The sequence below is a fragment of the Candidatus Effluviviaceae Genus V sp. genome (assembly GCA_014728125.1).
Taxonomy (GTDB): domain Bacteria; phylum Joyebacterota; class Joyebacteria; order Joyebacterales; family Joyebacteraceae; genus WJMD01.
The window spans coordinates 32,306-46,085 of sequence record WJMD01000115.1; the positions used below are offsets into that span (position 1 = coordinate 32,306).

The 13,780-nt window shown below is 66.9% G+C and carries 10 protein-coding genes; all 10 read left to right on the top strand.

Annotation, left to right across the window (positions count from 1 at the left end):
* Nucleotides 1-24: 24 nt before the first annotated feature.
* From GF405_07240 to GF405_07285, 10 genes are read left to right on the top strand one after another with little or no spacing between them, the layout of a single operon-like run.
* Nucleotides 25-2,409: a YfhO family protein gene (locus tag GF405_07240; GenBank protein ID MBD3367949.1), complete on the top strand. Its 2,385-nt coding sequence runs from the start codon at nt 25-27 to the stop codon at nt 2,407-2,409.
* Entirely contained in the window at nt 2,406-3,119 is a 714-nt protein-coding gene (locus GF405_07245) for a glycosyltransferase (GenBank protein MBD3367950.1), read from the top strand. Before GF405_07240 ends, GF405_07245 begins: the two co-directional genes overlap by 4 nt.
* Nucleotides 2,969-5,266, top strand: a complete 2,298-nt coding sequence (locus GF405_07250; GenBank protein ID MBD3367951.1) for a glycosyltransferase — start codon at nt 2,969-2,971, stop codon at nt 5,264-5,266. The genes GF405_07245 and GF405_07250 overlap by 151 nt, the downstream gene beginning before the upstream one ends.
* The gene (locus tag GF405_07255) at nt 5,263-6,579 is read left to right on the top strand and encodes a T9SS type A sorting domain-containing protein (protein MBD3367952.1); all 1,317 of its coding nucleotides are present in this window, start codon (nt 5,263-5,265) and stop codon (nt 6,577-6,579) included. Before GF405_07250 ends, GF405_07255 begins: the two co-directional genes overlap by 4 nt.
* 24 nt (nt 6,580-6,603) lie before the next feature.
* Complete coding sequence (locus tag GF405_07260; GenBank protein ID MBD3367953.1) at nt 6,604-8,052, top strand: NAD-dependent epimerase/dehydratase family protein; 1,449 nt, start codon at nt 6,604-6,606, stop codon at nt 8,050-8,052.
* Nucleotides 8,049-9,248 carry an aminotransferase class I/II-fold pyridoxal phosphate-dependent enzyme gene (locus GF405_07265; protein ID MBD3367954.1) on the top strand — a complete coding sequence of 400 codons (1,200 nt, stop codon included), beginning with the start codon at nt 8,049-8,051 and terminating at the stop codon, nt 9,246-9,248. The genes GF405_07260 and GF405_07265 overlap by 4 nt, the downstream gene beginning before the upstream one ends.
* 4 nt (nt 9,249-9,252) lie before the next feature.
* The gene (locus GF405_07270) at nt 9,253-10,221 is read left to right on the top strand and encodes a GNAT family N-acetyltransferase (GenBank protein MBD3367955.1); all 969 of its coding nucleotides are present in this window, start codon (nt 9,253-9,255) and stop codon (nt 10,219-10,221) included.
* Nucleotides 10,040-11,515 carry a DUF2029 domain-containing protein gene (locus tag GF405_07275; protein ID MBD3367956.1) on the top strand — a complete coding sequence of 492 codons (1,476 nt, stop codon included), beginning with the start codon at nt 10,040-10,042 and terminating at the stop codon, nt 11,513-11,515. The genes GF405_07270 and GF405_07275 overlap by 182 nt, the downstream gene beginning before the upstream one ends.
* 19 nt (nt 11,516-11,534) lie before the next feature.
* A complete protein-coding gene (locus GF405_07280; GenBank protein ID MBD3367957.1) occupies nt 11,535-12,641 on the top strand; it encodes a glycosyltransferase in 1,107 nt (368 codons plus the stop codon).
* Entirely contained in the window at nt 12,631-13,596 is a 966-nt protein-coding gene (locus GF405_07285) for a glycosyltransferase (GenBank protein MBD3367958.1), read from the top strand. The genes GF405_07280 and GF405_07285 overlap by 11 nt, the downstream gene beginning before the upstream one ends.
* Nucleotides 13,597-13,780: the final 184 nt, after the last annotated feature.

The window sequence follows — 13,780 nt, forward strand, 5'->3', positions numbered from 1 at the left end:
TGAGGCGCAGCGAAGGGAACGGGAATGGTACGAAGGAGACGCACGGAGTCCGACGAGAGGATCGCGAACGCGGCGGCGGCTGAGCATCGGGTCGACCCGGTGAGGCTCGGAACCTGGATCGCGCTGGCGATCATCCTCGTGGTCGCGCTCGTCTTCTTCAGACGGATCGTCTTCTTCGGAGAGATCCTGACGGGAGGCGACGTCCTCGCCGCGGCCGCCATCTTCGAGGACTACGCCCTCGAGCGCATGGCCGCCGGCGAGCTTCCGCTGTGGAACCCCTTCATCTTCGCCGGGATGCCCTTCTTCGAGAGCATGACCTGGAGCGCCTTCGTCTATCCCAGCTACTGGATCTGGTTCGTCGTCGAGCGCGGGATCGGGATCGACCTCCCGCGCCTCTTCTTCCTCTTCCTGCACTATCTGATCGCCGGCTTCGGAACCTACTTCTTCCTTCGCTCACGGAACGTGTCGCGCACGGGCGCGATCATCGCCGGCCTCGGCTTCATGATCTCGCCCCACCTGGTCGGACTGGCCACCATCGGCCACGGCGGAAAGGTCCTGACGGCGGCCTACATCCCGCTCGTCCTCATGGCCGCACAGCGCGTCCTCGAGACCGGTTCGAGACGATGGACGGCCGCGCTGGCCCTGTTCGGGGGACTGCAGTTCCTCGCGCGGCACGTTCAGGTCAGCTACTACACCTGGATGGTCGTCGGGCTCTTTCTGATCTACTTTCTCGTCGCCGAGCTCAGGTCGGGACGCCGCCCGGCGGCTCTGGGACGTCCGGTCGGCCTTCTCGTCGCGGGCGTTGTCCTCTCTGCCGCTCTGGCGGCCGTGCTGCTCATCCCGGTACGGGCGTACTCGGAGTTCTCGACGCGCGCCGCCCAGGGCGGAGGGATGGGGTTCGAGCAGGCCGTGATGTGGTCGTTCCATCCGACGGAGCTCATGAGCTTCCTTGTGCCGTCGTTCCACGGTCTCGCGAACGACACGTACTGGGGCCCGATGCCCTTCAACCAGGTGTCCCACTACTTCGGCTACTCCGTCCTCGCGCTGGCCGCGCTGGCCGTTGGGCTCAGGAGGAACAGGGACACGCGCTTTCTGCTGCTTCTGTTCGCCATGGGCGTCTTCCTCTCGTTCGGACGCTACATCGAGCCGATCTACCGCCTGTTGTACAACGTTCTGCCCGGCTTCAGCAGATTCCGGGTTCCGGCGCTCTTCCTGCTTCCGGCGCAGTTCGCCGCCGCGTGTCTCGCGGGCCACGGCGTGCACGCGCTGCTCTCGAAACAGAGGAGCAGGAAGACGCTCATCAGGTGGGCCGTCGCCGTTGCGGCCGTCGGCGCGGTCGTGGGCGTCGCGACGGCACTCTCGTCGGGCGCGCTCTCGCGCTCCGCGGCCTCCGTCCTGATGGCGAAACACGCCGGGGTCCCTGCCTCCTATCTTCGCGAGCTCGGCTCCCGCGCCGCGGCGATGGCCGCCCGGGACGGCTGGATCCTCGTCGGTATCGCACTGGCGACCGGCGGTGCCGTCGCTGCGGCGGCCACGAAGAAGCTCAGGGGGTGGCTGGCGCTGGCGGCGCTCGCGGCGATCGTCCTGGTGGACGTCTGGATCGTCGACGCGCATTTCATGAAGTCGGAGCGGATGCGGCCGCTCTCGAGCTACTACCCCTCAAACCAGGCTATCGAGTTCATCAAGCGGCAGAGCGGCACGTTCCGGGTGGCGCCGCTCGACCAGTCGTTCTCCTCGAACACGTGGATGTACCACCGGATCGAGAGCGTCGGCGGATACCACCCGGCGAAGCTCCGCCTGGCGGACGATCTCATCAACAAGGCGGGCTTGACGAATCTGAAGGTCATGGCGCTTCTGAACGTCCGGTACGTGGTCGGCCCTGAGACGCTCGACCACCCGGCCTTCGAAACGGTGTCGCCGGGCGTGCACGAGCTCACCTACACGCTGCCGCGCGCCTATCTCGTCGGCGAGGCCAGGACCTCCGCGAGCGACGCTCTGGCCCTCCGTGAGCTCGGTGTCGACAGCTACGACCCCTTGAGCTACGCCATCGTCCAGGGAGAGCTCCCGGGCCCGGTCGAGTCGGCTGAGGGCAGCACGGCGCGGATCGTCTCGCTCGAGCCGCACGAGATCGTCGTCGATGCATCCATCCGGCGGCCGTGCCTTCTGGTCTTCTCTGAGATCTACTACCCGCCCGGCTGGCGGGCGACCGTCAACGGCGAGGAAGCAGAGATCATCCGGGCGAACTACGCCTTCCGCTCGGTCTGGCTGCCGGCCGGAGAGCACCGCGTCGTGCTCGAGCACGTCGCGCCCGACCTGAGACTCGGGCTCATTCTGACCATCATCGCCGCCGTCATCATCGCGCTTCTCTGGCTCGCGCCGACGCGTCGATCTTCGGAGGACCCCGCATGAAGACCATGGTCGTCGTGCCCACGTACAACGAACGGGAGAATCTCGAGGAGCTGATCCCTCGGGTGCTCGGGCAGCGGGAGGGGATCGAGCTGCTCGTGGTCGACGACGGATCACCGGACGGGACCGGCGAGTACGCCGACTCGGTCGCTGCGGCAGACAGCCGCGTCCACGTGCTGCACCGTCCCGGCAAGATGGGGCTGGGGTCCGCCTACGTCCAGGGCTTCCAGCACGCCCTCACGCGCGATGTCGACCTCATCATCCAGATGGACGCCGACTTCTCACACAATCCCGACGTCATCCCTACCCTCATCGACGCCACGTCCGACTACGACGTGGCCATCGGATCGAGGTACATCACCGGCGCGAACGTGGTGAACTGGCCTCTCCGGCGGCTCTTTCTCAGCTACTTCGCGAACGTCTACACGCACCTCATCACGGGACTGCCGCTCCGCGACTCGACGGGCGGCTTCAAGTGCTTCAGACGAGAGGTCCTGGAGTCGATCGAACTCGACACCATACGGTCCGACGGCTACTCCTTCCAGATCGAGGTCAACTTCCGGTGCTGGCGGAGAGGCTTCGATCTCGTCGAGATCCCGATCGTCTTCGTCGACCGGCACTCCGGGACATCCAAGATGTCGAGACGGATCGTCTGGGAGGCCATGTGGCTCGTCTGGCGTCTGATGTTCGAGAGGATCTGGAGGAGACCGTAGAGACACCGGCGGCATACGAGGTCTCAATCGTCGTCGTCAGCTACAACAGCAGGAAGCACCTCGAGCGCCTCCTGCCGTCGCTGTACGACACGCCGTGCGACGTCTCGCTCGAGACGATCGTCGTGGACAACGCCTCGAGCGACGGCACACCGGCGTTCGTCCGGGAGCGGTTCCCCCGGGTCCGCACGATCGAGAACGCCGCGAACATGGGGTACTCGAGGGCCGTCAACCAGGGCATTCATGCCGCCCGGGGCCGGTACGTCCTCATTCTGAACCCCGACATCGAGGTCTCGGAGGGGGCGATCCGGCGCCTTCACGCGTTCATGGAGGAGCACCCCCGGGCCGGCATCGCGGGGGCGAAGCTCCTCAATGCCGACGGCAGTGTTCAGCACTCGTGCCGACGGTTCTACTCGCTGTGGACGCTCCTTCTGCGGCGGACGCCGCTGGGGAAGCTCCTGCCGAGGAACAGGGAGATCCCGCGCTATCTGATGCTCGACTTCGACCACGCGTCGTCGCGCGAGGTCGACTGGATCATCGGCGCCTGCATGATGGTCAGGCGCGAGGCGCTCGCCGACATCGGGCTGATGGACGAGCGCTTCTTCCTGTACTTCGAGGATGTCGACTGGTGCTACCGTGCGTGGCGGGCCGGATGGAAGGTCTACTACGTCGCGGACTCCGTCATGACGCACCGGTATGCGAGGGAGAGCGCCTCGACCTCGAAGCTCCTGTTCGCGCACATCCTCTCGATGCTGCGCTACTACGAGAAGTGGGGGAGTCTGATCTACGCGATGAAGAAGTACAGGCACGTCATACTCGTCGCGATGCTCCTGGTGAGCGACCTCGTCGCCGTCAACGGGTCGTTCTCGCTGGCCTTCCTCCTCCGGTCGAGCCTCCAGGGACTGCTCGAGAAGCCGATGTTCGGCTTCGGCATCTACAGACCCTTCCTGGTCTTCGCCAACATCGTCATCCTGTTCTCCTTCGCGTTCTTCGGTCTCTATGGACGGAGGATCGAGCGCGAACCGGCGCCGGACATCCTGCTCCGTATCTTCAGGGCGACCGCCGCCGCGGGCATCGTCCTCATGGCCAGCACGTATCTGACCTCGCAGACGCTGTACTCCCGGGTTCTGGTGGCCGCGTTCCTCGTGCTGCTCGTGGTCGTTTCCTGGCTTCTGCGCCTTGCCGGCAAGGCGATCCACAGGTCGTTCCGAGCGGGGAGCTTCGATCTCGCGCGGGTCGCCGTGGTGGGGACGGGCCCGGAGGCGACGGGACTGGCGGCCGGCCTCGTTGAGCGGCGCGAGCTCGGCTACGATCTGGTCGGTCTGGTGACGACCGACGGCGAACGTCACGACGCCGGCTTCCCCGTCGTGGGGACGCTCGACGAACTCCCGCGCCTGGTCGAGGAGCAGCGCATCGCCGAGGTCGTCTTCGCCGACCCCGACATCCCGAACGAGAAGGTGGCCGGTTTTCTCCTCGCGGCCAGGAAGAGCACGGTGGACGTTCGGATGGTGTCCGGTCTCTCAGGCATCCTGACGCGGCGTGCCCGCGTCGAGGAGTTCCTCGGGCTTCCGGTCGTCACGTTCGAGCGCGAGGCCCTGCTGAAGGCCGGGGCCGGCGCGAAGCGGGCGCTCGACATCGTCGGGGCCGCCCTCCTCGTAGTCGTCTGGTCGCCGGTCCTCGCGTTGCAGACGATCGGTGCCGCCGCGCGGGGGAGGCGACCGCTTCACCTTGTCCCGCGATTGGGCGTGGGCGGAACCGTCTTCGGCCTCGTCGCGCTGACCGACTTGGACAGGCCGGGCCCGCTCCGACGCTTCGCGGAGAGACACTGTCTCTCGCGTGTGCCGGGTGCGCTCAACGTGCTCGCGGGCGACATGAGCATGGTCGGCCCGGAGCCACTGCCACCTGGGTCACTCGAGAAGCTCGGACCCGCCGCGCGCGTCCGGCTGGACGCGCGGCCCGGTCTCATGAGCCTGTCGGGCGCGCCGACCGCGCGCCGGGAAGGACAGCGCGAGTCGGATCGTCTGGAGGCCTACTACGTCCAGAACTGGTCGCTGGGCGGGGACGCGCGCATCGTCCTCCGCTGGATCGGCCGGGCCTTCGCGGGTCGCTGCTCCGGGACCTCTGAACCGAAGGGAAGGAACACGGCATGAAGTGCATCCTCGCATGTGCGGTCGCACTGGCGGCCCTGGCGGTCCCCGCCGCCGCCCAGTGGCAGCAGGTCGAGATCACCGAGAACCGGATCCTCGACTTCGCGCTCGAGGGGTCGGTCGTCTGGCTGTCGGCCAACGACACCGGGCTCGTCCGCTACGATGGAACGACGGTCGTGCACAACACCACGACGAGCGGCATCCGCCAGGACAGCTGGGCGTACTCCCTTCTCGTCGACTCGCGGGGTCTCAAGTGGCTGGGCCGGGACGGCTTCAGAACGGTCGACGTGCTGGACGACGCCGGAACGCCGGGTTTCCTCGAGGACGATGCATGGAGCTACTTCACGTATCCGGACGACTTCGCCAACCGCCGCGTCTTCTCGATGACGGAGGACCTGGACGGCAACATCTGGTTCGGCATGCGCGACGAGGGCGGCGACTGGATCGGTACCCTCGAGCTCTATGTCCCGGACGCCGACACGGTCCTGCACTACGACAACGCCTTCGAGCCGTTCGAGACGCAGTTCTCGAACGACGACGTCCGCGCCCTGGCCGTGGACGACGACGGCCGCCTGTGGATCGGCTACTTCGCGGCCGGCATCGACGTCTGGGACTACGGCGACTACGCGACGTACGAGGACGATTCGTGGACCCACTACGATCTTGGCACGGGTCTTCCATCGAATCGCATTTTCGAGCTCCATGTCGCCGACGACGGCCGGGTCCTGGCAGGAACACAGGCCGGACTGGTCATCTTCGACGACTCGGGGAACGGGCCGACCGTCATCGACGACCTGCCGGGAAGCGAGGTCCGCTCGGTGGCCACCGACGCGCGGGGCTACATCTGGGCCGGCACGGACGCCGGCGTGGCCATGCTGTACCCGAACGGAACGACGATCAGGACCTTCGGCGTCGAGGACGGGCTCGCCGACCCGACCGTCGACCGGGTGGATGTCCACGGCGCGAGCGGCACGGTCTGGGCGCTGACGATCGGCGAATCGATCGCCGACACGGAGCTTCACTGGTTCGATTCGGACATCTCGGTCCCCGGCCAGACCATGCCGGTCTTCCCGAACCCCTGGCGGTCCGACGGGACGCGCCGGGATGTCACGGTGCTGGGCGTTGCCGAGGGCTCGGAGATCAGGGTATACGACATCACCGGTGAACGTGTTCGAACGCTCTCGACGCGCGAGGAACCGTACACCTGGGACACGCTTGACGACGACGGATACGAGGTGCCGGGCGGCCTCTACATCTTGCGGGTCGAAGGGCCCGACGGGGCGACGACGTTCGCGCGCGTCGCGATCATCCGTTGAGCCTCAGCTGACGGGAGCGAGTTCGTGAGCGAGGAGAGAAGAGACGCCGTCCGCACCCTCGTCGTCGGCGCCGGCGCCGCCGGGGCGATGGTTGCGGAGGAGATGGGGCAGCGCCCCGATCACGGCTACGTGATCGTGGGGTTCCTCGACGACGACCCAGCGAAGCTCGGTTCGACCATCGCGGGAGCCCCCGTCCTCGCGCCGATATCGGACCTCGTCTCCGTCGCCCGGGAGCACGACGTCGGCCAGATCGTCATCGCCATTCCATCCGCCTCGGGCCACACGATCCGCGAGGTCGTCAGGCTCTGCGAGGAGGCCGGGAGGTCCTTCAAGATCGTCCCCGGCGTCTGGGAGATAATCCTCGGCGATGTCGAGATCAACCAGATCCGTCCCGTCGAACTCGAGGACCTGCTCGGACGGGAGACGGTGACGCTCGACGCGGAGGAGATGCGGGGCTACCTGTCCGACCGGCGCGTGCTCGTCACAGGTGCCGGTGGATCGATCGGCTCCGAACTCGTTCGACAGGTCGCGTCCTTCGGTCCGTCGGAGATCGTCCTGATGGGGCGGGGCGAGAACAGCATCCACGCGATCGATCGGGAGCTGGCGCAGAACCACCCGGAGGTCGACAAGACGCCGTTCATCGGCAGCGTGTCGAACGAGAAGTCCGTCGAGAGGGTCTTCCGAACGCACCGTCCCGAGATCGTCTACCACGCCGCGGCGCACAAGCATGTCCACCTGATGGAGTACTACCCCGAGGAGGCCGTCCGCAACAACGTGACGGGTACGCGGCTCCTCGTGGACGCCTCGATGCGGTACGGGGCCGAGCGATTCGTCCTGCTCTCGACCGACAAGGCGGTGAGCCCGCGGGGCGTCATGGGCGCCTCGAAGCGGCTGGCGGAGCTTCTGCTGGGCCACATGTCCCGGCGTTCCGACACCGGCACCAAGCTGGTCGCCGTCCGCTTCGGAAACGTTCTGGGCAGCCGGGGCAGCGTCGTACCGATGTTCAAGCAGCAGATCCGGCTCGGCGGACCTGTCACGGTCACGCACCCGGACGTCACGAGGTACTTCATGACGATCCGCGAGGCCGCCATGCTGGTCATCCAGGCCGGGTTCCTCGGCAGAGGCGGGGAAGTCTTCGTGCTCGACATGGGAGACCCGATTCGTATCGCGGAACTCGCCGACCATCTGATCCGCCTGTCGGGCTTCGAGCCCGGACGCGACATCCCCATCGAGTTCACGGGTCTCCGACCCGGTGAGAAGCTCCATGAGGAGCTCTGGTGTTCGACCGAGAAGCTCCGCCGCACCGATCGAAGGAAGATCCTCGTCGTCGAGCAGGACCCGGCGACCGACCTCGAGGCGCCCCTCGAGGACATCGAGGAGCTCGAGAGACTGGCCCACGCCGGTGACCGCGAAGGCGTCGTACGCGCCTTCTCTACGATCTTCGAGGGCATTGAGCACAAGGGAGCATCATGAGGACCGACCTTCCCGCGTCTGAAGGGGGACGTCCCGTCCGCGAGGCCTTCCTGCCGTTCGCGCGGCCGTCCATCGGGCAGGCGGAGCTCGACGCGGTCGTCGAGACCCTGAAGTCCGGCTGGCTGACCGTCGGACCCCGCACGCGTGAGTTCGAGAAGACAGTGGCCGAGTACATCGGGGTCCCCGGTGCGGCGGCGCTCCACTCGTGCACCGCCGGCCTCCACCTCGGCATGGTGGCGCTCGGCATCTCCGAGGGCGACGAGGTCGTCCTCCCGGCGCTCAACTTCGCCGCCGCCGCGAACATGATCGTCCACCTGGGCGCCCGGCCGGTGCTCGTCGACATCGACCCGGAGACGCTCAACGCCGACGCGGCGACGATGGCCGACGCCGTGACGGAGCGCACGAAGCTCCTGCTGCCTCTTCACTTCGCGGGTCGTCCGACCGACATCGACGCCGTCATCGGACTGGCACGCGACCGGAGCCTCAGGGTCCTCGCCGACGGAGCCCACGCGATCAGCGCCACGATCGACGGGAAGCGCATCGGTTCGATGGCCGATGCGACCTCGTTCAGCTTCTACGTCACGAAGGGCATCACGACGGGGGAGGGCGGCATCGTGACATCTCCCGACGCAGACGTGACGGACCGCATCCGGCGACTGGCTCTGCACGGCATGTCGAGCGACGCGTGGAAGCGCTACTCGGACCGCGGTCCCTGGTACTACGAGGTGCTCGAGGCCGGCTACAAGTACAACATGAACGATGTCCAGGCGGCCCTGGGCATCTGCCAGATGGAGCGCGTCGATGAGTTCAGATCGTCGCGCAAGGCGATGGCGGCGGCGTACGCCGAGGGCTTCGCGGAGGACGACGCGGTGTGGACGCCCCCGGAGTTCGACAGAGGGGACCACGCCTGGCATCTCTACACGATCCAGATCGAACCGGACGCGCTGACCATCGGTCGCGACCAGTTCATCCACGCACTCCTCGAAGAGGGCATCGGCGTCAGCGTTCACTTCATCCCGCTGCACTATCACCCCTACTTCCGCGAGCATCTGGGACTCGAGCCGGGCAGTTTCCCGGTCACGGAGTCCTACTTCGAGCGGGCCGTCTCGCTCCCGATCTACCCATCGATGACGGAGAACGATGTGTCGGACGTCGTGCGCGCCGTGCGGAAGCTGACGCGCCACTACCGGAGGTAGGCCGGTGGAGGTCCGCCTCTCAGAGGGCATCGCGACGGAACGTCGTCTCCGGCTTCTCGCTGAGGATCCGGAGGCCACGTTCTTCCACACGCCGACCTGGTCCGGTTTTCTCGAAGAGACGTTCGACGACCACCGGACGCGCGTGCTTGTCGCAGTAGAGGACGGAGAGGACGTCGCGTTTCTGCCGTACATCGAGCGCGCGAGGCTCGGTCTTCGTCTGCTCGAGTCGATGCCTTTCGGCACGTACGGCGGTCCGGTCGTGGGCCGGGACGCGCCCCGGGGGACGGCGGCCGCCCTCGTCGAGGCCTTCGCCTCGCTCGCCCGGTCGCCGGGCGTCGCAATGGCGCAGATGGTCGACGTCTCGGGACGGACGGCCGGTGAGGCCCCGGGGCTCGTTCGGGAGACGGGCACGATGCAGGTCGTCGACCTGACGGAGGGCTACGAGGCCGCGCTCGCGCGCTTCCGTCCCTCGGCCCGCAACAAGCTCAGAAAGGCCTCGAAGGCCGGCGTGACCGTCCGGAGAGCCTCCGGCCGGGACGACTTCCTCGCGTACCACGGGCTGCTCGCGGAGTCCGCCAGACGGTGGGGCGCTGAGGCGCCGCACGACGACGCCTTTTTCGAACGACTGGCCGACGTCGACGACGAAGGCGTGCAGATGTGGTTGGCGGAGCACGAGGGCCGGGTCATCGGCGGCGACCTCAACTTCGCGTACGGTCGGATGATCATGAACTGGGGGAACGCCTCGTCGGACGCCGGAAGGAAGCACGCGAGCAACAACATGCTCCACGCTCATGCGATGCGTGTCGGTGCCGAGGCGGGCTTCGAGGTATTCAACATGGGCGCCAGCAGGGACCTGCCGGGCGTTCGGGCCTTCAAGGCCTCCCTCGGAGCGAGCGACGTCGAGTACATGGTGCTCCGGGCAACGAGCCCGCTCTACCGCGCGGCGCAGTGGGCCGCGCGCGTCAGGCGTTGATGGAGGGTACGACGTGAGCATCTCCCGCGGCAGGCTGCTGCTCATTCTCGGGATCGCCGTGCACCTCGTGTTCCTGGCGTCCCTGATCGCGCCGTCGCACTTCCTGAATCCGCTCTTCATCGAGGGGACCCACAATCTCGAGGAGGGGCAGGGAAGCGACTTCTACGCCTTCTACCAGGCCGGGCGCTACGTGCTCGACGGCGAGGACATCTATCAGCGGCCGATGGACGACCCCGACCGCGTCGTGCCGTACGCGTATTTCTACCGCTATCTCCCGTTCGTCGCCTACACGCTCGGAGTCGCTCTGAACGCGCTGCCGCCCCGGGCGTCCTACTGGTTCTGGGTCGCCGTCGTGGAGGTGGTCCTCCTGCTCTGCGTGCTGGCGACGCGGAGGATGGCGACCGACGACGATCTCGGCTGCTCACTCGCCGCGATGTGGCTGCTCTTCTCGCCGTTCTACATAGAGCAGTACATGGGACAGCTGACGTTCGTCATGGCCGCGCTCACATTCGCGTTCGTCGTGACCTACTCGAGAGGGCAGACGGTCCGGGCCGAGTGGTCGTGGATCGCGTCGGTCATCGTCAAGCACCTGACCGTGCTCTACGTCCCGATCTTCGTCCGCCTGAGACGATTCCGCCCGGTGCTTCTGGCCGGCGCGCTTCTCATCCTCACGACGGTGCCGTACTTCGCGTTCCGGGACGCCGGCGTGGACCAGTTCTCGCACGACAACTTCAACCTCAGTCTGACCCCGATGCCCGGCAACCTCGGGCTGGTTTCGCTGATGATGACGCTGAAGGACCGCTTCTTCCCGGGAGCCTCCGAACCGTTCGGCTCGATCCAGGGCATCAAGCTGAGCATGACGCGGATCATGGTGCTGGTCACGATGCTCGCGCCGCTCCTCACCGGCCTGTGGGTCACATTCAGGAGAAAGCCGGTCGACCTCGTTGAGCTGGTGTCGCTCTGGACCATGACGTACTTCATGGTGTTCCGCGAGGTCTGGGAGTACCACTACGTGCTCATGATGCCGGTCCTCGTCCTGCTCTATGCCAGGACGAGGGCGAGGATTCTCTGGCTCTTCTTCGCGCTGCTCGCGATCCCGACGCCGTTCGTGTTCTACGACGTCCCGGGACCGAACCCGCAGGTGCACTGGAGCGCCTTCGAGCACGTGCTCAATCACTCGTTCAAGATCGTGCCGCTCGTCGGACTCTTCATATGGGTCGCCGCCGGCTACGCCAGGCGCCACGCGAGGCGCCTCGACGCCCGGCCGGACGACGGGCTCGCGGTGACCCTGTAGCCGTCTGGAGGGCCGGACAGTGCGCATCGCCTATCTCTCGATCGGCGGTCACATCCACACCATCCGATGGCTCCGGTACTTCGTCGAACAGGGGCACGAGGTCCATCTGATGACCGTGCAGCCGTCGCCGATCGACGGTGTGACCGTTCACGACATCAGAACCGGCATTCCCTTCAAGCCGCTTCACTACGCGGTCGCCCTCGGTCACGTGAAGCAGCTGATGCGGCGGATCCGTCCGGACATCCTCCACACGCACTTCCTGACGGGATACGGGTACTGGGGAGCGTTCTCGGGCTTCCACCCGCACGTCCTCACGGTCTGGGGAGACGACGTCTACGTGACGCCGCACGAGACACCGCTCAAGGGATGGCTGGCCCGACGGGCCCTGAGGAGCGCCGACCTCGTGACGGGCGACTCCGAGGACATCATTGAACACGCGGTCCGAATGGGCGCCAGACGTGAGGCCTGCCATGTCGTCCAGTGGGGGGTCGATCTCGACCGGTTCCGGCCGGACGCACCGACAGACGTGCGCGACCGGCTCGGCATTCCATCCGGCGCTCCGGTCGTCATCAGCACCAGGAGCTTCACGCAGCGATACTACAACATCGAGCTCATCGTCAGGACCATCCCGAAGGTGCTCGACCTGCATCCCGAGACACGCTTCATCATCGCGGGGAACGAGGGCGACGACACCGAGCTCCAGGATCTCGCCGACGAGCTCGGGGTCCGTCAACAGACGACATTCGTCGGCCGCATCCCGCACGACGAACTCCCGGCGTGGCTCGCCGCCTCGGACATCTTCCTGACGGTCCCGTCGGTCGACGCCACGGCCGTGTCTCTGCTCGAGGCCATGGCGGCGGGGGTTCCGGTCGTCACGTCCGATCTGGAGTCGGCGATGGAGTGGGTCGTCGACGGCGAGAGCGGTCTCGCCGTGCCGCCCGAGAACGCCGAGGCGCTCCTCGCTGCCATCGTCCGGCTGATCGAGTCGTCGGACCTTCGCGTGCGGCTCGGAGCGAGGGCATCGGAGACGGTCCGCGAACGGGCCGACCACCGCGCGCACATGGCACGCATGGAGCTCCTCATGGAGACGCTTCTCAACGAGTGGAGGAAGCACGGTGGACGGTGACCTCACCGTCAGCGTCGTCATCCCGACGCACGGCAGACGTGGGCTCCTCGAACGGACGCTGGCGTCGCTCGCGGTCCAGACCCATCCTCCCGAACGCATGGAGGTCGTCGTCGCCGACGACGCGTCGCCCGACGACACGAGGGCGTTCCTCTCGACGCTCGAGACACCGTGGCGTCTGATCACGGCTGTGCATGAGACCAATCGCGGCCGGTCGGCTGCGAGGAACACGGCACTCGAGCGCGCAACCGGCGACGTCGTGCTGTTCGTCGACGACGACATGCGCTGCGAGCCGGGCCTCGTCGAGCGGCACGTCGCCTGCCACAAAGCCCATCCGGATACCGCCTTCGTGGGGACGGCCCTGTCCGATCCGGAGCTCGGGCGTTCGACCGTCGCGTCCTTCTACGACGGGATGGGCGTGAACCGGCTCTCTCCCGGCTCGAGGATCCCCGCCAGGTACTTCGTCACGAACAACGCCTCCGTACCGCGGCGGCCGCTGGAGGCGGTCGGCGGCTTCGACGCCGCATTCAGCTGCTACGGTTTCGAGGACTGTGAGCTCGGGTTCAGACTCGAGGAGGAGGGACTCGACTTCCGGCACTGTCCGGACGCCGTCGCGTATCACATGGAACCGATGACGCTCGACGGGTTCCTTGAGAAGCGCCGGGAGGCCCCGCTCGCCATCGCTGCCCTCCTCGAGAAGCACCCGCATCGCGCCGTCGACCTTCCCTTCGCCGCGCTCATGCCTCCCGCTTCCGGGGACCACGCCTGGCTCAGCGTCAGAAAGGCGGCCGTCCGCCTCCTGACCGCCCGGCCGCTCTGCAGCGTGGTGAAAGGCCTCGCCTCGTCGTTCTGGTGGGGCCGTCTCTCGGTCCCGATCGTCACCTATCTTGTCGCGTGCGAGTACCGTCGGGGCCTGGCGACCGCAACGGCCGCACGACGCCGGTGGGCGGCTCTGTAACACACGATACGCCTCGCATGGCACGGAACCTGCAACTCTCAGGTGGCAGACATCGAGACCTGGGTTTTGCGTTCCCTGTCATGTGCGTGAGCAATCGCCAGGTCGTGGGCTGATCCCCTAACCAGTGAGTGAGTCGAATCGAACCTGCCGCACGGCATGCACGGGGAACGCACTCTACCGCCGA